Here is a 21,450-nt window from a genome sequence, read left to right as displayed (position 1 = left end):
ACGATCACCACGGGTATCGCTGCGTTCGCCACGAGGCGGATAAGATGACGAAGAACGCCGGTTGTTGTTATTGCGGCGTTCGCCTCTGTTCGCGTTGTCTTCCCGGCGGCCGCGATTTTCACGGCGTTGCTCGTTGTCACGGCGTTCGGGGTTTTTTGCCTTCACATTGCCTTCAGCCACAGGAGACGGATCACGACGGGAAGTCTCCTCGCGATGAGGTTCTGCATGAAGCGCGGCTTCGTTATGAACAGCCTTTTCTTCACGAACGACTTTATCTTCACGAACTAGCACCTTACGGCAAAAATTGGCTACTCGGGTAAAAATGGTACACCTCGATAGTGACTGAAAAAAATGGGCGTGACGCAAAAACAGCGGCTAATCATAGCTCACGACAGGCGCTTTGAGAATGCCGAAGTCACATCTGCTGCGCATTAGCGTTCCGGCACGGTATCGCTGATGGCGTCCAGTGTGTTGTCGCCCAGCGTAATAATAAAGGCAAAGGATAATCCTGCCAGTTTTCCGGCAGCGTTTGTCCTAAAAATTTCAGCGCTTTAATGATAACCGGTCGCGGATCGCCCGCAGGCAGCGCCGGAGCGTGATTCTGCTTGGAAAGCTTATCGCCATCTTCATTCACCGCCAGCGGCAAATGCAGATATCCCGGTTGCGGATAACCCAGATGCCGGTACAGCGAAATCTGGCGCACGGTCGGTTCAATCAGATCCGCACCGCGTACAATGTGATTCACGCCCTGAAAATGGTCATCGACCACTACCGCAAGATTATAGGCAAACAGCCCGTCGCGGCGGCGGATAATAAAATCTTCTTCGGCCAGTTGATGGCTGGCCTGCAAATGCCCCTGAAGGTCATCGTCGAAACCGTACACCGGCAATGTCTGATGCAGGCGGATGGCAGCATTTTCCGGGCTGAGTTTCAGGTCACGGCAGTGGCCGTCATAGGTGCCACCGATCTGCGCAATACGCTGGCGGGTGCAGCTACAGTAATAACTTTTTTGCTGATGGTACAGCCCGTCCAGTACTTCGCGGTAAGCGCGGTGACGTTTTGACTGCCAGACCACTTCACCCTCCCATTCCAGCCCGTAACGTTCCAGCGTTCTCAGGATACGGTCAGCAGAGCCGGGAATCTCACGCGGCGGATCGATATCGTCGATGCGCACTAACCAGGTGCCATTTTGCGAGCGGGCATGCAGATAGCTGCCAAGAGCGGCGATCAGGGAACCAAAATGGAGGTCACCGGAAGGTGAAGGGGCGAAACGGCCTGTGTATTTTTTTCGCGGCATAAGAATGGGGGACAGCGTTAAAAGGGAACGCGGTGCATGACGCACCGCGTGGAACCCGGACTTAGCCAGCCATCTGCTTTTCGCGGATTTCTGCCAGAGTCTTACAGTCGATACACAAATCAGCGGTAGGACGGGCTTCAAGACGGCGGATGCCAATCTCAACGCCACAGGAATCGCAATAACCGAAATCCTCGTCTTCCACTTTTTTCAGTGTTTTTTCAATCTTTTTGATCAGCTTACGTTCACGGTCGCGGTTGCGCAGTTCGAGGCTGAATTCTTCTTCCTGAGCGGCACGGTCAACCGGATCAGGGAAGTTTGCGGCTTCGTCCTGCATGTGTGAAACGGTACGATCGACTTCATCCCTGAGCTGATTGCGCCATGCTTCAAGAATCTTTTTGAAGTGAGCCAGCTGAGCGTCGTTCATATACTCTTCGCCCGGCTTCTCTTGATACGGCTGCACCCCAGCGATAGCGAGAATGCTCAAGGACGACGTCTTACGGGTTTGGCCTTCTTGCATGATGCTTCTCCTACATAACACGCACTATGTTCATCCACTTTTCACATTCCGGCATGGCCGCAATGTCCAGGCTTCGAACATTTCGATCCCCAACGGGGGAAAAAATCAGGCCGCTATAAATAACAGAAGGCAACGAGGTTGGCAATTATTCCTCGCAGGTGCTTGACAAGCCTGTGAGGAAAAGCGTATTCGCGACCGGTTTTTTATGCCGCCGACAGGGTATTACAGGGTTATCCGAACGTTTTATGTTCACTGATTGACAGTGTCAGCAGCGGTACTCTTTTTGTGAGGCGGATACCCTCAGCAGAAAGTTCAGCACCGTAGCACATCACTTCAACACCCTTGTTTTGTACATACTTCAGTAAATCGGTATAACGCGGATCAATATGGTGTGCAGCGGATACGCTTTCAATACCTGAATGTAAAACAGCGAAGAAAAGTACTGCCCGCTGCCCTTGCTCTGCCATTGACTGTAACTCGCGTAAATGCTTCTGACCGCGCAGTGTGACTGCATCGGGGAAGAATCCCAGCCCCTCCTGCAACAACGTGACAGATTTCACTTCAATATAGCAGTCAGGTTGATTTTCTGCCTGTAACATCAAGTCTATACGGCTGTTTTCGGCGCCGTATTTTACTTCGGTCATTAATTTACTGTAACCGGATAATTCCGGTATTCGCTGTTCATTGATCGCTTCGCGTACCAGCTGATTGGCCCGCAGCGTATTCACGCAAATCCAGTGTTTTTGTTGGGTTTCGGTCAGTTCCCAGCTGTGCGGATATTTGCGTTTGAGATTGTCCGAAGTGGAATACCAGACGGTGTCGCCGGGTGTTGCACAACCGGTCATCGCGCCGGTGTTGGCGCAATGTAAGGTCAGTTCCGTGCCGTCTGGCGTAATCACGTCGGCGAGAAACCGTTTGTAACGTTTGATCAGCGTGGCAGATTGAAGCGCAGGCTCGAAGTCCATGAAAGTTTCCGTGTGAATGGCTCTTGTGAAAGAGAGTGCTAAAAAAGATCAGCTTTCCTGTGTATCGCACAGCGGCCAGGTTTGCAGGCTGTGGTAACGGGTGCGTCCCCGTTCAAACAGGGATTCGTACAAACTGAATCCGGTGGCGTCCAGTTGCCAGCCGGGCGTGGCCGGAGGAATAGCGACCGGACGGGTCGCGCTGCGATACAGCGACACATGGGGATGAAACGGCAGGGTACTCTGATAACACCCGTTGCGTGCTGCGTGTGATCGCAATACGGAGGCCAGTTGCAACAGCGCATTCGGTGCGCGCTTTGTGCCGATCCACACCACGCCGGACCCCGGCCAGTGGCCGATATCATCCAGTTGCAGGCTGAATTTTTGCGCCTGAATACGCCCGGCAACGCCGGTCAGCGCCCGGGCTTTCAGATCACTGATTTCGCCTAAAAATGCCAGCGTAATGTGCAGGCTGGCGGCAGCGACGGGGCGGCCGGTTTCTGGCGGGAAGTTGTCCGCACGCCATGCAATTACCTGCTTTTGCATTTTTGCGGGCAATGATAAGGCGAAAAACAGGCGGCGTTCGGCAGACATAGTGTTTCCTGTGAAGACAAATCACGGCAACATGCCGGATGTGGGGCTAAATGCTACAATGCCCGCCGTTTAAAGTTAACTCTCATGGAGAATTCATTGACTTCTTTGCCGGTCAGCGCCGTACTCGAACCGCTTTTAGCCGCATTGCAACAGGCGCCGCAAATCCTGCTGCTGGCTCCGACCGGCGCCGGTAAATCGACCTGGCTGCCGTTGCAGTTGCTGAAACAGGCTAACCTGCCGGGCAAGATCCTGTTGCTTGAACCGCGCCGTCTGGCAGCGAAAAACGTCGCCTTTCGCCTGGCACAGCAACTGGGCGAAACGCCGGGGCAGACGGTGGGATATAGCATGCGTGCTGAAAGCAAAACCAGCGCGGCGACCCGCCTTGAAGTGGTGACCGAAGGTATTCTCACCCGCAGGGTACAGGCTGATCCCGAACTGACCGGTGTGTCGATGGTGATCCTCGATGAATTTCATGAGCGCAGTTTGCAGGCCGACCTGGCGCTGGCATTGTTACTCGATGTGCAAAATGCCCTGCGCGACGATTTAAAGATCCTGATAATGTCGGCTACGCTCGATAACCTGCGTTTATCGGATTTGCTGCCGGATGCGCCGGTGATTGAATCCGCAGGCCGCAGTTTCCCGGTGGATCGCCAGTATCTTTCCCTGGCTTCGCATGAACGGCTGGACGAGGGGGTGGCGCGTGTTGTCAGCCGTCTGATGGACGAAAATCATGGCTCCATGCTGCTGTTTTTGCCGGGCGTAGCGGAAATCACCCGTGTACAAAACCTGCTGACGGGCAGACTGGCGCAGGATGTCGATCTCTGTCCGCTGTACGGCGCGCTGTCATTAGAACAGCAGCAAAAAGCCATCCAGCCTTCGCCTGCCGGACGCCGTAAAGTGGTGCTGGCGACGAACATTGCCGAAACCAGTCTGACCATCGAAGGGATCCGTCTGGTGGTCGACAGCGGCCTGGAGCGCAGCGCCCAATTTGACCCGCGTAGCGGCCTGACACGGCTGGTGACGCAACGAGTCAGCCAGGCCTCGATGACCCAACGTGCGGGTCGTGCAGGGCGTCTGGCGCCGGGCCTGTGCTGGCATTTATTCAGCAAAGATCAGGCTGAACGCGCCAGTCAGCAGGCGGAAGCCGAAATGCTGCAAAGCGACCTGAGCAGCTTCTGGCTGGAGTTATTGCAGTGGGGCTGTCAGGATCCGGCACAGCTACAGTGGCTGGATACGCCGCCCGCTGCCGCGCTGTCTGCCGCAAAAAATCTGTTACAGCAGCTCGGCGCGACCGATGCACAAGGCAAGCTCACCGCTGCCGGGCAACGTATGGCTCAACTCGGCTGCGAGCCGCGACTGGCCGCGATGCTGATTTCTGCCGCCGCACAAAGTCCTGAAGCGCTGGCCACGGCGGCGCTGCTGGCCGCGATGCTCGAAGAACCGCCACGCGGCGGATTGCCGGATATGGATTACTGGTTCAGCCGCCCGCAAGGCAACTGGCAGCGGCGGGCAAAGCAACTGTCGCAGCGCACCGGCGCGAAAAGTGGTGAACCGGATATCGCACTCGCGCCGTGGTTACTGGCGCAGGCGTTCAGTGACCGTATCGCACAGCGGCGCGGCGACGATGGCCGCTATTTACTGGCGAACGGGCTGGGCGCGTCTTTGCCGCAGGATGACGGACTGACCCGTTCGCCGTGGTTAGTTGCCCCGCAGTTATTGCAGGGTAACAACAGCCCGGATGCCCGCATTTTGCTGGCAATGGCGCTGGATATCACGCAACTGCCGTCGCACCTGCCCGCAATTGTGAAAGAGCAGACAGCGGTGGAATGGGATGAAGAAAAAGGCACACTGCGCGCCTGGCGACGCTGGCAGATCGGGCGTCTGGTGCTGAAAGCCAATCCGCTGGCAAAGCCGGACGATGAAGAGCTGCAACAGGCGCTGATCGGCTGGATCCGCACACAAGGTTTGCAGGCGCTGAACTGGTCTGTGGCCGCGGAGCAATTGCGCCTGCGTCTGATCTGCGCCGCAAAATGGCTGCCGGAAGCAGGCTGGCCGGCGGTTGACGAGCAGGCATTGCTCGACAATTTAGAACGCTGGTTACAGCCGTCTTTACAGGGTGTTCGCTCATTAAAATCATTGCAACAGGTTGATTTACATGAGGCTTTGTTAAGATTGCTTGACTGGCAACAACGTCAGCGTCTGGACAGCGCGTTGCCGACACATTACACCGTACCGACTGGCAGTCGTCTGCCAATCCGTTATCATGCAGACCAGCCCCCGGCACTCTCGGTGAGAATGCAGGAGATGTTCGGCGAACAGCGCAGCCCGCAACTGGCGGAAGGGCGTATTGCGGTGGTGCTGGAACTGCTGTCACCGGCGCAGCGGCCGTTGCAAATCACCGCCGATCTGGCGGCATTCTGGCAGGGTTCGTACCGTGAGGTGCAGAAAGAAATGAAAGGGCGTTACCCGAAACATCCGTGGCCGGACAATCCGGCGGAGGCGCTGCCGACGCGGCGCACCAAAAAGGCTTCTGCGCCATGAAGAAATGTACAGAGAACCCCTTTTTTTCAGACATTTCTTCTGGGCGAAATGTAAAGCGGGGCACAGAGTAAGCGCCTTGCTGCCTGAACTTCAGGCACGATAATCTATCCTTTTGAAATAACGTGTTTTTTGAAATCAAAAATGAAAATGACTCAGCTAAGCAGAATCATTATGACGAACACAGCAGCGCGTTGGGAGAATGACTAATGTCTGGCGATGATCGCGAGCCGATTGGCCGTAAAGGTAAACCTGCCGGGCGCAAGCCTGCGCGGGCTCGTCCCGTTCGCCGTAGCCGCCGGGATGACGACTACGAAGAATACGAAGAGGAAATCGATGACGAGTATGAGGATGATGATGACGAAGCAGAACGGGGGTCGCGCATGAGTCGTAAAGCCCCGCCACGTAAAGCCAACAAAGGCGGGAAGAAAAGCAAGAAGCGCTGGCTGTTCTGGTTGTTAGTCAAACTGTTTGTCGTCTTCCTGATTTTGCTGGGGATTTACGCGGTTTATCTCAACAAGCAAATTCATGACCGTATTGATGGCGGCAAAGTCTGGCAGTTACCTGCGGCGGTGTATGGCCGTCAGGTCAATCTTGAGCCGGACATGCAAATCAGCAAAGCTGAAATGGTCGGGTTGCTGGAAGGCACGCAGTATCGCGAAGTCACGCGCATCACCCGCCCGGGCGAGTTTACGGTTCACGCGAATTACATTGATTTGCTGCGCCGCCCGTTTGATTTCCCGGAAGGGAAAGAAGGGCAGGTCAACGCCCGCCTGATGTTTGACGGCAGCAGCCTTTCAGAGATTAAAAACCTGGATAACCAGCGTGATTTCGGGCTGTTTCGCCTTGATCCGCGTCTGATCACCATGTTGCAGGCGTCGAATGCCAACGGGGAACAGCGTCTGTTCGTGCCGCGTTCCGGCTTCCCGGATTTGCTGGTCGATACGCTGCTGGCCACGGAAGACCGCCATTTCTACGAGCATGATGGTATCAACTTCTATTCCATTGGTCGTGCCGTGGTGGCTAACCTGACCGCGGGTCACGCGGTGCAGGGCGGTTCAACACTGACACAACAGCTGGTGAAGAACCTGTTCCTGACCAACGAACGTTCGCTGAGTCGTAAAGCGCGTGAAGCGGTGATGGCCATCCTGCTTGATGCGGATTACAGCAAGGATCGCATTCTCGAGCTGTATCTGAACGAAGTGTATCTCGGTCAGAGCGGGTCCGATCAGATCCGCGGTTTCCCGCTGGCGAGCCTGTATTACTTTGGCCGTCCGGTGAATGAACTGAGCCTCGATCAGCAGGCCTTGCTGGTGGGTATGGTAAAAGGTGCCTCGCTGTATAACCCGTGGCGTAACCCGCAGATGGCGTTGCAACGTCGTAATCTGGTGCTGCGTTTACTGGTTGAGCAGAAAGTTATCGATCAGGAACTGTATGACATGCTGAGCGCCCGCCCGCTGGGTGTGCAGCCGAAAGGCGGGGTGATTTCGCCGCAGCCAGCATTTATGCAGATGGTGCGTCAGGAACTGCAGGCCAAACTGGGCGATAAAGTTCAGGACATGTCCGGGGTGAAAATCTTCACCACGCTGGATCCGATTTCTCAGGATGCGGCGGAAAAAGCTGTCGAGGAAGGCATTCCGTTACTGCGTAAGAAAAGCGGTCTGAATGATATCGAGACGGCGATGGTGGTGGTTGACCGCTATACCGGTGAGGTGCGGGCGATGGTCGGCGGCGCGGAAACGCAGTTCGCGGGCTTTAACCGTGCCATGCAGGCGCGACGTCAGGTCGGCTCGCTGGCTAAACCGGCGACCTACCTGACCGCGTTGTCTCAGCCGGATAAATACCGTCTGAACACCATTCTGGCTGACCAGCCGCTGACGCTGAAACTGGCGAACGGCCAGATATGGTCGCCGAAAAACGATGACCATCAGTTCCGGGGCCAGGTTCTGCTGGTGGATGCCCTGGCGCGTTCAATGAACGTCCCGACAGTTAATCTGGGGATGGCCGTTGGCCTCGACAACATCACCAAAACGCTGATTGATTTGGGCATCCCGAAAGAATCGCTGAACCAGACGCCATCCATGCTGCTGGGTGCGATTGCCCTGACGCCGATGGAAGTCGCGCAGGAATACCAGACCATAGCCAGCGGCGGCAATAAAGCGCCACTGTCTGCGGTGCGCTCGGTGATTGCTGAAGACGGCACGGTGCTCTATCAGAGCTTCCCGCAGGCGGTACGGGTGATCCCGCCGCAGGCTGCATATCTGACGTTGTATGCCATGCAACAGGTGGTGCAGGAAGGGACCTCACGCGCCCTGGCGAATAAATTCCCGAAACTGCATCTGGCAGCGAAAACCGGTACCTCGAACGAACTGCGTGACAGCTGGTTTGCCGGCATCGATGGTAACCAGGTGGCGATCACCTGGGTAGGTCGTGATAACAATGGTCCGTCCAAACTGTGGGGGTCCACCGGTGCGCTGGTGCTTTACGGACGCTATCTGGAAAACGGCACACCTCAGCCACTGGATCTGCAAATGCCGGAAGGCATCAGTACGATGAATATTGATGGCAGCGGTAACTTTGTCTGTGGCAACAGCGGTGGCCTGTTGGGCGGAAGTGGTGCAGTGCGTTCAATCCCGGTCTGGACCGATTCGCCTGACGCCATGTGCCAGGCGTCTGTGACTGCTGTTCAGCAACAACAGCAACAGCAACAAATCCAGCAGCAACAACAATCCGGGCAGCAACAGCCGCAGGATGAGAAGAAAGACAGTAACGGTGTTGCGGGTTGGATCAAGGATATGTTCGGCTCAGGGAATTAATTCCATAAACCTCAAAGGCGCAATGAAAGTTGCGCCTTTTTTGTTTGTTATTCTCACTCAAATTAACCCGCCGCGTTTTACATCTTCTGCAAATACGCCACATTCATTCCCGTTTAATTTATAAGAGTTTTTACCCCTGTTTAACATGGGGAGATTTTTTATTCGTTCGGACAATCTATACATTAAATAGGCTTGCAGCCGCGCAAGCATTGAGCATAATATGCGACGGTTATAATAATAATTATCGTTTACATTCCCATTACTCCTCCAGAGATTATGCAATGGTTTCTCAACGTTCGCTTTCAACCTCAGTCCGACAAGGCGCATTCAGGCGCCGGACGTTAGCTTTAACTATCACCGCTGCGCTCGGCTCTGCCGCGTTTTATGCCGGTGCAGCCACCACCGCGCCTGCGAAAGAAGACACCATCAACGTGACCAGCCAGGCAACGGCTGAAGCGGCGCCAGAATCGGCATGGGGGCCGGCGGCCACTATCGCTGCGAAACACAGCGCAACCGGCACGAAAACTGACACGCCGCTGGTGAAGACACCACAATCTGTTTCCGTGGTCACCCGCGAAGAAATGGACATGAAGCAGCCAGGGACCGTGAAAGAGGCGCTGGGCTATACGCCGGGCGTCTTTGCCAGTCGTGGCAGCTCTAACACTATTGACGCCATGGCCATCCGTGGCTTCACCTCGGTCAACACTAACCAGTATCTCGATGGCATCAAACTTCAGGGGGATAACTATTCCGAAGTGTCGATGGATCCGTACATGCTGGAGCGCGTTGAAGTGCTGCGCGGGCCGTCTTCCGTTTTGTACGGTAAGAGCAACCCTGGCGGTGTCGTCAGCATGGTCAGCAAACGCCCGACGACTGAACCGCTGAAAGAAGTGCAGTTCAAAATGGGTACCGATAACCTGTTCCAGACCGGTTTTGATTTCAGCGATGCTATCGATGATGCAGGCGTCTATTCTTACCGTCTGACCGGCGTGGCGCGCAGTCAGGATGCGCAGCAGGAAATGGCAAAAGAGAAACGCTATTCAATCGCGCCGTCTTTCTCATGGCGTCCTGATGATAAAACTGACTTCACCTTCCTGAGCAATTTCCAGAACGATCCGGATGCCGGATTCTACGGATGGTTACCTCGTGAAGGGACTGTGGTGCCGTATTACGACGCCAATGGAAAAGCGCATAAATTACCGACAGACTTCAACGAAGGTGAAGCGGGTAATCGCATGTCCCGTAACCAGAAAATGGTCGGTTACAGCTTCGCCCATCAGTTTGATGATACCTGGACGGTTCGCCAGAACCTGCGTTACACCAAACTCGATACGGAATATAAATCGGTTTACGGCTTCGGCTACCTCGGTAACGGTAACATTACCCGCAGCTATGTTCAGTCCAAAGAGAAGCTGGCGAACTTTGATGTCGATACACAGGCTCAGGCTAAATTCGGCACCGGCGATGTCGGTCACACCGTGCTGGTGGGTGTCGATTACATGCGTATGCGTAATGACATTAATGCCGATTACGGCAGCGCAAGTAATCTGAACCTGGCCAATCCGCAATACGGTAACGGCAATGTTTCGCTCTATTTCCCGTATAAGCTCCTCAACCGTCAGGAACAAACCGGCCTGTACGCGCAGGATCAGGCGGAATGGAACAAGTGGATCCTGACCGTCGGTGGCCGTTACGATTTTGCGAAAAGCTCAACCTACACCCGCACTACCAACAGCGCATCGCAGATTAACGACCAGCAGTTTACCTGGCGTGGTGGTCTGAACTACCTGTTCGACAATGGTATTTCTCCATACTTCAGCTACAGCGAGTCGTTTGAGCCAACGGCAGGCGCGACCAAGCAAGGTCAGCCTTTCGATCCTTCAATGGGTAAGCAGTACGAAGCCGGGATCAAATACATCCCGAACGATCGTCCGGTCAGCCTGACGGCCGCGGTATACCAGCTGACAAAAGACAAAAATCTGACAGCCAATCCGTCTGACGCGGCCTTTAGCGTTCAGTCCGGTGAAATCCGTTCGCGCGGTGTGGAACTGGAAGCCAAAGCCGCGGTGAATGCCAACATCAACGTCACGGCGTCTTACACTTACACCGATGCAAAATACACGCATGACACCAATTTCGAAGGCAAGCGTCCTGTTGAAGTGCCGGCAAATATGGCGTCTTTGTGGGCGGATTACACCTTCCACGAAACCGCGCTCAGCGGCCTGACAGTGGGCTCCGGCGTGCGCTATGTCGGTGCCACACCGCAAACGGCGTGAATGCATCCAGAGAGAATGAGGCATTCAACGTCTCGTCCTATACGCTGGTCGATGCTACGGTGAAATACGATCTGGGTCGTTTCGGTATGCCGGGTTCTTCTGTTGGTCTGAACATCAACAACCTGCTGGATCGTGAATATGTCGCCAGTTGCTACCGCGATTATGCCTGTTACTGGGGCTCGGATCGTCAGGTGGTCGCAACGGCCACATTCCGCTTCTGATACCCGTCAACGCATCTGCAACCAGAATTATTTAGGGTATCGGTAGCAGTGACGTGGTCAAATCCGGGCACGCTGGTCGTGCCCGTTTCCTGTTCTCAACCAGATGTCGACGTAGAAAATCTTATGCCTGATAACAACGTACATCCTTCTTCCCCGCTGCCAGACAGCGTATTTCGCCTGCAAGATGTCAGCTTTACCGTGCCGGGGAGAACGCTGCTGGCGCCACTGTCGCTGACTTTTCCACAGGGAAAAGTGTGTGGGCTGATTGGTCATAACGGGTCGGGAAAGTCGACGTTACTTAAAATGCTCGGGCGGCATCAGTCTGCGACATCCGGAACGATTTATCTCAATGAAACGCCACTGGCACAGTGGGACAGTAAAGCCTTTGCGCGTCAGGTTGCCTACCTGCCGCAGCAGCTTCCTGCCGCAGAAGGTATGACCGTACAGGAACTGGTGGCGATTGGCCGCTATCCCTGGCACGGCGCACTGGGGCGTTTCAAGCCTCAGGACAAAGAAAAGGTTGAAGAAGCTATTGCACTGGTCGGCCTCAAACCGTTTGCCCGGCGTCTGGTAGACAGCCTCTCCGGCGGCGAACGTCAGCGCGCCTGGCTGGCAATGATGGTGGCGCAGGACAGCCGTTGCCTGCTGCTCGATGAACCGACTTCTGCGCTGGATATTGCCCATCAGAAAGACGTGCTGGCGTTGATCCAGCGTCTGAGCCGTGAAAAAGGCTTAACGGTGATCGCGGTGCTGCATGACCTGAACATGGCCGCACGTTATTGCGATCAGCTGATGGCTTTGCGCGGTGGCGAAATGATTGCACAGGGCGCGCCGCAAGAGATGATGCGCGGCGATGTGCTTGAACAAATTTATGGTATTCCGATGGGAATCCTGCCGCATCCTGCGGGTGGTGCGCCGGTGAGCTTCGTATACTGATATGTCTGATATTTCAAACTTTTCCGGATTAACCCGTCGCCGTCTGTTGCAGATGATGGCGCTTTCCCCGTTGCTGACGTCGCTGCCGGCACTGTCGGCAGCGCGTCCTGATCTCAGCCGGATTATTGCCCTTGAATGGTTGCCTGCCGAGTTGCTGATCGCACTCGGCGTGATGCCGCTGGCGATTGCAGATATTCGTAATTACAACACCTGGGTTGTTGAACCGACGCTGGCTCCGGGCGTGATTGATGTCGGTCAGCGTACCGAACCTAATATGGAACTTATTCAGCAACTGAAACCCTCGCTGTTGCTGATCACTTCCGGTTATGGCCCGACCACCCGTCAGCTCGAAACGATTGCGCCGGTGCTGGGCGTTAAAGCCAATGACGGTTCGGCGAAACCGCTAAATCTGGCCATCAGTTCTCTGCATAAACTGGCCGATACCCTCGGGTTACAGCATCGCGCCGAAACGCATTTGCAGTTGTACCGCAACACGCTGACGCAAACCCGCGAGCAACTGAAGCCGGTCGCGCATCAGCCGCTGCTGTTAATCACCTTCATTGATACGCGCCACGTTCTGGTGTTTGGCGTAGGCAGCATGTTCCATGAAGTGATGGGCGAACTCGGGCTGACTAACGCCTGGGCGGGGGAAGGCAGCTTCTGGGGCAGCGTATCGGTGGGCGTTGAGCGCCTGGCCAGCATTAAAAATGCCCGCGTATTGTGTTTCGAACATGACAACACCGACATGATGGATGCCGTGGCGAAAACGCCGCTGTGGAAATCCATGCCGTTCGTACGTGCAGATCAGTTCAGCATCGTGCCCGCCGTGTGGTATTACGGCGCAACCTTCAGCGCGATGCACTTCTGCAAGACGTTAACCCGAACCCTGAGGAAACCGGTATGAATCGCCGTGCGCTCAGCGTTTCGCTGCTCCTGCTGATTCTCCTGACGCTGGCCGCCGGTGCGCTCAGTATCTACAACCTGCATCAGCAACTGCCTTATGCGCAGTGGCGCGGCGCGCTATGGCATCCTGATATCGACAATGTTCAGCAGATGCTTTTTCATTACAGTTTGCTGCCGCGTGTCGTCGTGGCCTTGCTGGCGGGAGCCGGGCTGGGACTGGTCGGTTTGCTGTTCCAGCAGGTGTTGCGCAATCCGCTGGCGGAACCCGCAACACTCGGTGTCTCGGCGGGCGCACAGCTCGGTCTGACGGTGGCCACTTTGTGGGCGCTGCCGGGCGGAATGATCACCCAGCAGTTTGCCGCCATGACGGGCGCGGTGGTTATCGGTGCACTGGTGTTCGGTATTGCCTGGGGCAAACGCATGTCACCGGTCACGCTGATCCTCGCCGGTCTGGTGCTCGGCTTATATTGCAGTGCGGTGAACGGCCTGATCGGCATTTTCAACTATCAGAATCTGCAAAGTTTGTACATGTGGAGCAGTGGTGCGCTGAACCAGCAGGACTGGGATGTGGCGAGTTTCCTGCTGCCACGTGTGATTATCGTCTGGCTGCTGGCATTTTTGTTGCAGCGTCCGATGACGTTGCTGGGGCTGGATGACGGTGTTGCCAAAAATCTCGGCCTCGGGCTGTCAGCGGCGCGTCTTGCTGTGCTGACGCTGGCGATTCTGATGAGTGCGCAACTGGTCAATGCGGTGGGGATTATCGGCTTTATTGGCCTGTTTGCACCGCTTCTGGCAAAAATGTTGGGCGCACGTCGACTGGCTGTACGGCTGGTCATGGCGCCGGTGATCGGTGCGTTGCTGCTTTGGTTTACCGATCAGGTGATGCAAACCATCACCACATTCTGGATGGAAATTCCGACCGGTGCCGCGACGGCGCTGGTGGGTGCGCCGCTGCTGTTATGGCTGCTGCCGCGTCTGCGTAATAACATGGCACCGCCGCCGATGAATCAGGGCGACCATGTGCCCGATGAACGTCAGCATCTGGTGCGCTGGGTGTCACTGGCACTGACCGTGTTGTTCTTCGGCCTGATGGTTGCGCTGATGGCCGGACGTAACGCCACCGGCTGGAGCTGGTCAACCGGTGCCGACCTGCAGGCACTGTTGCCGTGGCGTTTACCGCGCGTGCTGGCAGCGCTGGCGGCAGGCGTGATGCTGGCGTCATCCGGTGTGCTGATTCAAAAACTGACCGGTAATGCAATGGCCAGCCCGGAAGTGCTGGGGATCAGCTCCGGTGCGGCGACGGGTGTGGTGGTGATGATGTTTATCGTGCCGGGCGATGCCTTTGTATGGCTGTTGCCGGCGGGCACGGCCGGTGCGGCGCTGACGCTGCTGGTGATTATGGTCGCCTCGGGGCTGAGAAGTTTTTCGGCCGAACGTATGTTACTGACCGGTATCGCGCTGAGTACCGCATTCACCACGCTGATGACATTGCTGCTGGCGAGCGGTGATCCGCGCATGGGCGGCTTGCTGACCTGGCTTTCCGGTTCAACCTATTCCGTTTCTGCACAAGCGGCGTGGCGCACGCTGATCCTGGCCGGGGTGCTGATGGTTCTTGTGCCATTCTGCCGCCGCTGGATCAATATTCTGCCACTGGGTAGCGTGACGGCGAAATCGGTCGGAGTGGCGCTGACGCCCACCCGCGTGGCGATCTTACTGCTGGCGGCGGTGATGACGGCAGCGGCGACGCTGACGGTCGGACCGCTGAGTTTTGTCGGGCTGATGGCACCGCATATGGCGCGCATGATGGGATTTCGCAGGGCGATCCCGCAGTGGATGGTCGCCAGCGTGCTGGGCGGGTTGCTGATGATCTTTGCTGACTGGTGCGGACGTATGATCATCTTCCCGGATCAGATCCCCGCCGGTTTGCTCGCCACCTTTATCGGCGCACCGTACTTTATTTATCTGCTGAGAAAGCAGGCACAATAATAAAAAAGGGCACTCCGGTGAGTGCCCTGAAATCAGCTGATATCGTCTTAAAAATTCACTTTTAAACCGACAGCGGCCTGATAGTTGCTGTAATCATTTTCACCGGCAGAGGCACCCGCCTGACCCCAGACCTGTATGTTTTCTGACGCTTTTCCGCTGAGACCCATCCGCAATCCATAGCGGTTTTCCGGGACATCGCTGCTGAGGGTATCGCCGTTAAAGGTCAGAGAATCTGCATACTGGCCATTTTCCCAATTCACTTCTACATAAGGAACCAGTGCGCTGCTGTCATTGCTGCTACGGTTAGATAAGCGAATAGCCGCGCGACTTTGCAATGCATCATCACTGCCGCCGGTGATACGGCTACCGTTGGTTTCGGTGTGGTTTTCACTGTCATAGCGGTTATAGATAACCTGCGCCTGAGGCTCAACCGTCCATTCACGGGTTGCTGACTGGCCGAAAGCCAGCAGATATCCTGTTTCCAGTGAAGTCTGGATCCCCTGGCTGCGGTAGTTTTCTTTGTCCAGCTGGTCGCCCTGAACGCTGTTGTCATACCAGGCATAGTGTGCCCAGCTGTCTACATACCAGCCTTTTTGGCGCTGCGCATCCTGATACCAGGTCGCATAGGTCCCCACGCTATAACCGCTTACTTTACCCGTTGCGCCGTAGTGGTTGCCCTCTGCTTGCGATTGAGTCCTGCTTTCGCCAACACCTGCCATGATGCCTAACTGATACTGGCCACCACTGGCCGTATCGCCGGTAAGAAGCTCAGTTCCCAGTTGCAGTGCGGTACTGTTGATATCCAGGGATAAATCGCCGCCCGCCGCATTAAGCTCAGTCGCATCGCTGTGAATGAACAGCCAGGCCCGCCCGTCCTCACTTTTTTGTGCAGTACCGCGATCATGCTGCTGCAACGTGAACATACGCTGCGCAGCCAGCTGGTTACCGAGATAAGCACCGGTTTCAGGGCGATAGAGCGAAGGTGCCGGTGTTGGGTCCGGCGTCGGCTCAGGCGTGGGGTCAGGAATGGGATCCGGGGTGGGATCAGGAATTGGATCAGGCTCAGGCGTAGGGTCGGGCTCCGGGGTGGGATCCGGTTCCGGCGCGGTTGCCGAACTCAGATACCAGTCGCCATTCTGGGTATTCTGGAACAGGTTATATTCATATGCCCCGGCAACCGCGCGGTTCGCCAGCGAGAACTGCCCGTCAGAAGTGCCTTCTACACTGATGACTTCCATGCCTTGCAGGCTTTCAGCGCCCATTCCACCGATATTATTGACGGTCAGGGAGGATTGTCCGTAGCTGTTACCTCCGATCACCAGTGTGTCAGTCAGTGATGCATCATCGCCCAGTTCGCTGTTCATCACTACGGTTCCGTTATCGCCCGTATAATCGCCGGTAATGACATAGCGATTACCTACCTGGCCGCCGCCCAGCAACAGTGTGCCGGCATTGTTCATGTTTCCCTGCAACGTTGTTGTGCCAGCGGTGACTGATGCTTTACCGGGCAGGGCGTTATAGGCCATCACCGTTCCGCTGTTATTAATGTCACCCGTAACATTCCCTTGTGAAGCAAACCAGGCACCTTGCGCGACATTTACTTCAGGTGCGGTCAGGGAGCCGGTAGCCTCAACCAGTAATCCCCCGCCGCTATTGATGAGGGCATTTCCCGCCGAGGTGACATTGCCACTCAGGGTCAGTTGTCCGTGGTTAACCAACAATGTTGATTCATCGCTGCCGGTAAGGTTGATATCACCGGACAATGCCCAGTCATTACCGTTCATCGTCAGCGTTTTAAAGCCAGTGCCGGCCGACGTGCCGGTAAAATTGGCATCCTCAGATCCGGTTTCATAAAGCACCAGGGTATTGGTGTCTGCTGTGCTGCTGATAACGTCGCCGTTGAGCACGGATCCGGTGCTAAGTGTCAGGGAATTGCTGCCAGTGCCTGAGAAATTAACCGCTGCTTCTTTCCCTGAGAGGGTGCCGTAATTGGTGATATCGAAACTGGCAGTGTCAGAAATCAGGATGCCTGAATCCAGTTCAGAAGATATCGTGCCTCCGGCCTGGTTGATTATCACCCCATTGGCATTTCCCCTGCCTACCACACCGCCGGTTTTACCTGAGATGAGTCCGGAATTGAGTATCTGGCTTTGCGGATCGCCGTCTGCTGCTGAGTTGAATATCACACCGTAGCCGGTGCTGTTCACCACGCTACCTTCGGTACTGTTATAGTGGCCGCCGTTATAAAAATAAACCGCTGTGCGTGGTTTGTCAGGATTGGACGCTTTTATTGTGCCGCTGTTATTTACGATTGAAAATTCCTTGAGATAGACAGCATCGGACTGAGATTCAATATAACCAGACTCACTATTATTGACCGTTCCGCTACCGTTCATTCGTACAGAATAATCATCACCGGCAAATTCTGTTCCGGTTGTAGTAATACTTACAGTGTTATTAAGTGTTGAATTATTCCCCTCAAATAAAATACCATTTTTTCCGGTTATTTCAGGCACAATGCTTTCGCTGTCTGACGGTGAAGGCCGTACCATTTCGAAGGTATTCCCGTCACCCGTAATAATGACGGCAGTACCCGTGGGATCGGTAAGGCTTTCTGCAGGCTGGAATAATGTGTCGGTGCCATCGAAAGACGTGGTTGTGAGCAGGGTCGCTCCGCTGTTTGCTTTTACCGGCGCAGAGGCCGCCATTGCCGGAGGAATTCCCTGTGCCAGAAAAAGAGGGAGTGCGGTATAAAGGGCAATTCTGAGTACAGAGATCCGGGATTTAACAGGTATATTCCCTGTCGTCCTGGAAGTTAAATAATTTTTATATACCATGCTGAATACAATTCCTTTGCATCATTCATTTGAAGTGATATTTGAAAAGCCGGAATTGTATCTTTTGGCGGTGGTTAAATAAAATACAGATATTATATATATCACGGGAAGGTATTCCTCCCGTGAATAATAAATTAATTTACATTATTAAAGCTTAGCGAAACAACGACGTGCTGCATCGATGGTGCGCTGAATATCTTCCTGCGTATGGGCGATAGACATAAAACCTGCTTCGAACGCGGAGGGGGCGAGGTAAACACCTTCATCCAACATCAGGTGGAAGAACTTTTTGAAACGTTCAACGTCACATTTCATCACATCCTGATAGCAGGTGATGGTTTCAGCATCGGTAAAGAACAACCCGAACATGCCGCCGACGTGATTCACCGCGAACGGAATATTTTCTTTGCGTGCCGCGTCCAGCAAGCCTTCGGCCAGTTGGGTGGTGCGTTCGGTCAGGGTCTGATGAACGCCCGGCTGTGCGACTTGTGTCAGGCAGGCAATACCGGCAGCCATGGCAATCGGGTTACCGGAAAGTGTTCCTGCCTGATAAACCGGCCCCGTTGGTGCCAGCGCTTCCATCACATCGCGGCGCCCGCCGAATGCGCCCACCGGCATTCCTCCGCCGATGATTTTACCCAGGCATGTGAGGTCAGGCATCACATCATAATAATCCTGCGCACCACCCAGTGCGACACGGAAACCGGTCATGACTTCATCGATGATCAACAGTGCGCTAAATTCATCACAAATTGCCCGCAGACCGGGCAAAAACTCAGGCAATGGCGGTACACAGTTCATATTGCCAGCGACCGGCTCAACAATGATACAGGCGATATCGTCAGGAAATTGTTCGAACGCGGCGCGGACAGAATCCAGATCATTATAGGTACAGGTCAGCGTGTGTTTGGCAAAATCAGCCGGTACGCCTGGTGAGTTTGGCTGGCCGAGGGTCAGCGCGCCGGAACCGGCTTTCACCAACAGGCAGTCGGCATGGCCATGGTAACAGCCTTCGAATTTGACGATTTTATCGCGATGCGTGAAACCACGCGCCAGACGGATGGCACTCATCGTCGCTTCGGTGCCGGAGTTCACCATGCGCACCATGTCCATGCTGGGCACCAGACCGGTCACCAGTTCGGCCATTTTGACTTCCATCTCGGTCGGTGCCCCAAAGCTCAGACCGCGCTCTGCTGCTTCAATCACCGCATTGCGGATTTCAGCATTGTTATGGCCAAGCACCATCGGTCCCCATGAACCCACGTAGTCGATGTAGGCTTTACCATCGGCATCAAACAGGAAAGCGCCGTCAGCACGCGCGATGAATAAGGGGGTGCCGCCGACGCCGGAGAAGGCACGTACCGGCGAGTTAACACCGCCCGGGATCAGCGCTTGCGCCTGCGTGAACAGACTTTCTGACTTACTCATTATTCGGCTCCTGAATTGCTGGGTTCAATATGTGATGAAAAGATTAACGCGCCCATTCTAGTGAACTGAGCGGCGTTATCAAACCGTAAACCGTGCGGCATTTTGTTGCAGATCCTGTCAGGACGGCAATTTGTATGATTAAATCCATTTACCTTCCATAACCTTTTTTGTATTTCGCCTTCCGTGATGAATGAATCAGACACTGAAATTTTAGCGGATTCGCCCGCGCGCGGTCCGCGCAAACGCAGCGAAATCCTGCGCCTTGTATTGCGTCGCGATAAAACGCCGGTCACCATTTTGCTTGTCGCCGCTGTGGTCGGCACGGCCGCCGGTTTACTCGGCGTAGCATTCGAAAAAGCGGTGAACTGGGTGATGGCGGTCCGGCTTTCCGGGCTGGATGTCTTCAGTGATTACTGGATCCTGCTGTGGCCACTGACGTTTGTGTTTTCCGCCGCACTGGCGATGGTCGGGTACTATCTGGTTCGGTGTTATGCGCCCGAGGCGGGCGGTTCAGGGATTCCGGAAATTGAAGGCGCGCTGGAGGAATTAAGGCCGGTACGCTGGTGGCGTGTGATCCCGGTGAAATTTTTCGGCGGCATGGGCACGCTGGGCGCGGGTATGGTGCTGGGAAGGGAAGGGCCAACTGTTCAGATGGGCGCGAATGTCGGGAAAATGATGGTCGATATTTTCCGGCTGCGCAGTGCGGAGGCGCGGCATTCGTTGCTGGCAACCGGTGCGGCGGCCGGTCTTTCGGCCGCATTTAATGCGCCGCTTGCCGGTATTCTGTTTATTCTCGAAGAGATGCGGCTGCAGTTCCGTTACAGCCTGATCTCGATAAAAGCGGTGTTTATCGGTGTGATCATGTCGAGTATCGTTTTCCGTATTTTTAACGGTGACGGCGCGGTGATTGAAGTCGGCAAACTGGCGAGTGCGCCGCTCAACACCCTGTGGTTGTATCTGGTGTTAGGCATGGTATTTGGTGTGGTCGGCGTCTGCTTTAACGCCCTTATTTTCCGTACGCAGGATATGTTTGCCCGCGTGCATGGTGGAAATCTGCGTAAAATCCTGCTTATCGGCGGCATGTTGGGAGGATTCTGCGGCCTGCTCGGGCTGGTGCATCAGGAAGCCACCGGGGGAGGATTCGCATTGATCCCGCTGGCGGCGGCAGGAAAATACAGCCTGATGATGTTGCTGGCGATCTTCGTTGTCCGGGTGGTCACGACGCTGTTGTGCTTTGCGTCCGGTGCACCGGGAGGGATTTTTGCCCCGATGCTGGCGCTGGGCACGTTGCTCGGCACCGCATTCGGTACGGCGGCACTGGCGTGGTTCCCGCAATACGGCATTCAGCCTGCCACTTTTGCCATTGCCGGAATGGGCGCGCTATTTGCCGCCAGTGTGCGTGCACCGCTGACCGGTATCGTGCTGGTGCTGGAGATGACCGATAATTATCAGCTGATTTTACCGATGATTATTACCTGCCTGGGGGCGACCCTGCTGGCGCAGTTTTTGGGCGGTAAACCCTTGTATTCCGCCATCCTGACCCGCACCTTACAGAGGCAGGAACGTGAGAATGCCGAAAAAACGCAGGCCGGGGTTACCACTGAAAGCACCAATGAGCAGGACAACGCAGCCAAAAATGCCCATACTTGAAGCATTAACTCAGGTATAAGATAATGAGTATATTATTCAGACAGTCAATCCGGCGGCCTGAACAAATGCGGATTGGGAGTGAGAAATTATGAGTGAAGCATTGTTGAATGAAACAGCCGCGTTGCCGTTACAGTTTACTGAGGCCGCGGCACGTAAGGTGAAAAACCTGATTTCCGATGAGGAAAACCCGAACCTGAAACTGCGTGTGTATATCACCGGGGGCGGTTGTAGCGGTTTCCAGTACGGTTTCACCTTTGATGACAAAATTAATGATGGTGACATGACCATCGAAAAAGCCGGTGTGGCGCTGGTGGTGGATCCGATGAGCCTGCAATATCTGGTCGGCGGTTCGGTGGATTATACCGAAGGGCTGGAAGGTTCACGTTTTGTGGTGACCAATCCGAATGCAAAAACCACCTGTGGTTGTGGTTCCTCTTTCAGCATTTAATTACCCGTTTCAAAGAAAAAGCCCGTCTGCGCATGCAGACG

At 55.1% G+C, this 21,450-nt stretch carries 13 protein-coding genes and 1 pseudogene; 8 read left to right on the top strand and 6 right to left on the bottom strand.

Going from position 1 to position 21,450, the window contains the following annotated elements; genetic code table 11:
* Positions 1-415 precede the first annotated feature (415 nt).
* The 4 genes from gluQRS to thpR form a co-directional block, all read right to left on the bottom strand.
* Positions 416-1,297: a tRNA glutamyl-Q(34) synthetase GluQRS gene (gluQRS, locus tag J1785_RS19545; protein WP_217220259.1), complete on the bottom strand. Its 882-nt coding sequence runs from the start codon at positions 1,295-1,297 to the stop codon at positions 416-418.
* 61 nt (positions 1,298-1,358) lie between these two features.
* Complete coding sequence (dksA, locus tag J1785_RS19540; RefSeq protein ID WP_013576943.1) at positions 1,359-1,814, bottom strand: RNA polymerase-binding protein DksA; 456 nt, start codon at positions 1,812-1,814, stop codon at positions 1,359-1,361.
* A 230-nt stretch (positions 1,815-2,044) separates the two neighbouring features.
* A complete protein-coding gene (sfsA, locus tag J1785_RS19535; protein WP_129953136.1) occupies positions 2,045-2,779 on the bottom strand; it encodes a DNA/RNA nuclease SfsA in 735 nt (244 codons plus the stop codon).
* Between the two features lie 48 nt (positions 2,780-2,827).
* Positions 2,828-3,370, bottom strand: a complete 543-nt coding sequence (gene thpR, locus J1785_RS19530; protein WP_217220257.1) for an RNA 2',3'-cyclic phosphodiesterase — start codon at positions 3,368-3,370, stop codon at positions 2,828-2,830.
* An 84-nt stretch (positions 3,371-3,454) separates the two neighbouring features.
* Here thpR and hrpB point away from each other — a divergent pair, with 84 nt between their 5' ends.
* The 6 genes and pseudogenes from hrpB to fhuB all read left to right on the top strand — a co-directional run bounded on the left by hrpB (position 3,455) and on the right by fhuB (position 15,046).
* On the top strand, positions 3,455-5,911 hold the full coding sequence (gene hrpB / locus J1785_RS19525; RefSeq protein ID WP_238483289.1) for an ATP-dependent helicase HrpB: 2,457 nt from the start codon (positions 3,455-3,457) through the stop codon (positions 5,909-5,911).
* A 206-nt stretch (positions 5,912-6,117) separates the two neighbouring features.
* A complete protein-coding gene (mrcB, locus tag J1785_RS19520; protein ID WP_217220256.1) occupies positions 6,118-8,724 on the top strand; it encodes a bifunctional glycosyl transferase/transpeptidase in 2,607 nt (868 codons plus the stop codon).
* A 281-nt stretch (positions 8,725-9,005) separates the two neighbouring features.
* A pseudogene (gene fhuA / locus J1785_RS19515) lies at positions 9,006-11,221 on the top strand (ferrichrome porin FhuA).
* Between the two features lie 123 nt (positions 11,222-11,344).
* The gene (gene fhuC, locus J1785_RS19510; protein ID WP_129953327.1) at positions 11,345-12,157 is read left to right on the top strand and encodes a Fe3+-hydroxamate ABC transporter ATP-binding protein FhuC; all 813 of its coding nucleotides are present in this window, start codon (positions 11,345-11,347) and stop codon (positions 12,155-12,157) included.
* 1 nt (position 12,158) lies between these two features.
* Positions 12,159-13,061, top strand: a complete 903-nt coding sequence (fhuD, locus tag J1785_RS19505; protein ID WP_217220254.1) for a Fe(3+)-hydroxamate ABC transporter substrate-binding protein FhuD — start codon at positions 12,159-12,161, stop codon at positions 13,059-13,061.
* Positions 13,058-15,046 carry a Fe(3+)-hydroxamate ABC transporter permease FhuB gene (gene fhuB / locus J1785_RS19500; protein WP_129991348.1) on the top strand — a complete coding sequence of 663 codons (1,989 nt, stop codon included), beginning with the start codon at positions 13,058-13,060 and terminating at the stop codon, positions 15,044-15,046. Before fhuD ends, fhuB begins: the two co-directional genes overlap by 4 nt.
* A 47-nt stretch (positions 15,047-15,093) precedes the next feature.
* Here fhuB and J1785_RS19495 read toward each other — a convergent pair whose 3' ends face one another.
* Positions 15,094-17,754 carry an autotransporter family protein gene (locus J1785_RS19495; protein ID WP_217220253.1) on the bottom strand — a complete coding sequence of 887 codons (2,661 nt, stop codon included), beginning with the start codon at positions 17,752-17,754 and terminating at the stop codon, positions 15,094-15,096.
* A gap of 276 nt (positions 17,755-18,030) precedes the next feature.
* On the bottom strand, positions 18,031-19,311 hold the full coding sequence (hemL, locus tag J1785_RS19490) for a glutamate-1-semialdehyde 2,1-aminomutase (protein WP_217220252.1): 1,281 nt from the start codon (positions 19,309-19,311) through the stop codon (positions 18,031-18,033).
* 186 nt (positions 19,312-19,497) lie between these two features.
* On the opposite strand from hemL, the gene clcA reads away from it, so the two are divergent.
* A complete protein-coding gene (gene clcA, locus J1785_RS19485; RefSeq protein ID WP_129953128.1) occupies positions 19,498-20,961 on the top strand; it encodes a H(+)/Cl(-) exchange transporter ClcA in 1,464 nt (487 codons plus the stop codon).
* A gap of 88 nt (positions 20,962-21,049) precedes the next feature.
* Positions 21,050-21,409: an iron-sulfur cluster insertion protein ErpA gene (gene erpA / locus J1785_RS19480; RefSeq protein WP_370278338.1), complete on the top strand. Its 360-nt coding sequence runs from the start codon at positions 21,050-21,052 to the stop codon at positions 21,407-21,409.
* The last annotated feature ends 41 nt before the right edge of the window (positions 21,410-21,450 follow it).

Origin of the sequence: Rahnella perminowiae (assembly GCF_019049755.1) — a bacterium.
GTDB lineage: Bacteria > Pseudomonadota > Gammaproteobacteria > Enterobacterales > Enterobacteriaceae > Rahnella > Rahnella perminowiae.
Note: the sequence above shows the minus strand (reverse complement) of the source record. Positions and strands in the feature narration are given on the sequence as shown.

What these genes read in the sequence shown, in the direction of transcription:
- gluQRS (WP_217220259.1), bottom strand. Translation starts at nt 1,297, where the DNA reads ATGCCGCGAAAAAAATACACAGGCCGTTTCGCCCCTTCACCTTCCGGT.
- dksA (WP_013576943.1), bottom strand. Translation starts at nt 1,814, where the DNA reads ATGCAAGAAGGCCAAACCCGTAAGACGTCGTCCTTGAGCATTCTCGCT.
- sfsA (WP_129953136.1), bottom strand. Translation starts at nt 2,779, where the DNA reads ATGGACTTCGAGCCTGCGCTTCAATCTGCCACGCTGATCAAACGTTAC.
- thpR (WP_217220257.1), bottom strand. Translation starts at nt 3,370, where the DNA reads ATGTCTGCCGAACGCCGCCTGTTTTTCGCCTTATCATTGCCCGCAAAA.
- hrpB (WP_238483289.1), top strand. Translation starts at nt 3,455, where the DNA reads ATGGAGAATTCATTGACTTCTTTGCCGGTCAGCGCCGTACTCGAACCG.
- mrcB (WP_217220256.1), top strand. Translation starts at nt 6,118, where the DNA reads ATGTCTGGCGATGATCGCGAGCCGATTGGCCGTAAAGGTAAACCTGCC.
- fhuC (WP_129953327.1), top strand. Translation starts at nt 11,345, where the DNA reads ATGCCTGATAACAACGTACATCCTTCTTCCCCGCTGCCAGACAGCGTA.
- fhuD (WP_217220254.1), top strand. Translation starts at nt 12,159, where the DNA reads ATGTCTGATATTTCAAACTTTTCCGGATTAACCCGTCGCCGTCTGTTG.
- fhuB (WP_129991348.1), top strand. Translation starts at nt 13,058, where the DNA reads ATGAATCGCCGTGCGCTCAGCGTTTCGCTGCTCCTGCTGATTCTCCTG.
- J1785_RS19495 (WP_217220253.1), bottom strand. Translation starts at nt 17,754, where the DNA reads ATGGCGGCCTCTGCGCCGGTAAAAGCAAACAGCGGAGCGACCCTGCTC.
- hemL (WP_217220252.1), bottom strand. Translation starts at nt 19,311, where the DNA reads ATGAGTAAGTCAGAAAGTCTGTTCACGCAGGCGCAAGCGCTGATCCCG.
- clcA (WP_129953128.1), top strand. Translation starts at nt 19,498, where the DNA reads ATGAATGAATCAGACACTGAAATTTTAGCGGATTCGCCCGCGCGCGGT.
- erpA (WP_370278338.1), top strand. Translation starts at nt 21,050, where the DNA reads ATGAGTGAAGCATTGTTGAATGAAACAGCCGCGTTGCCGTTACAGTTT.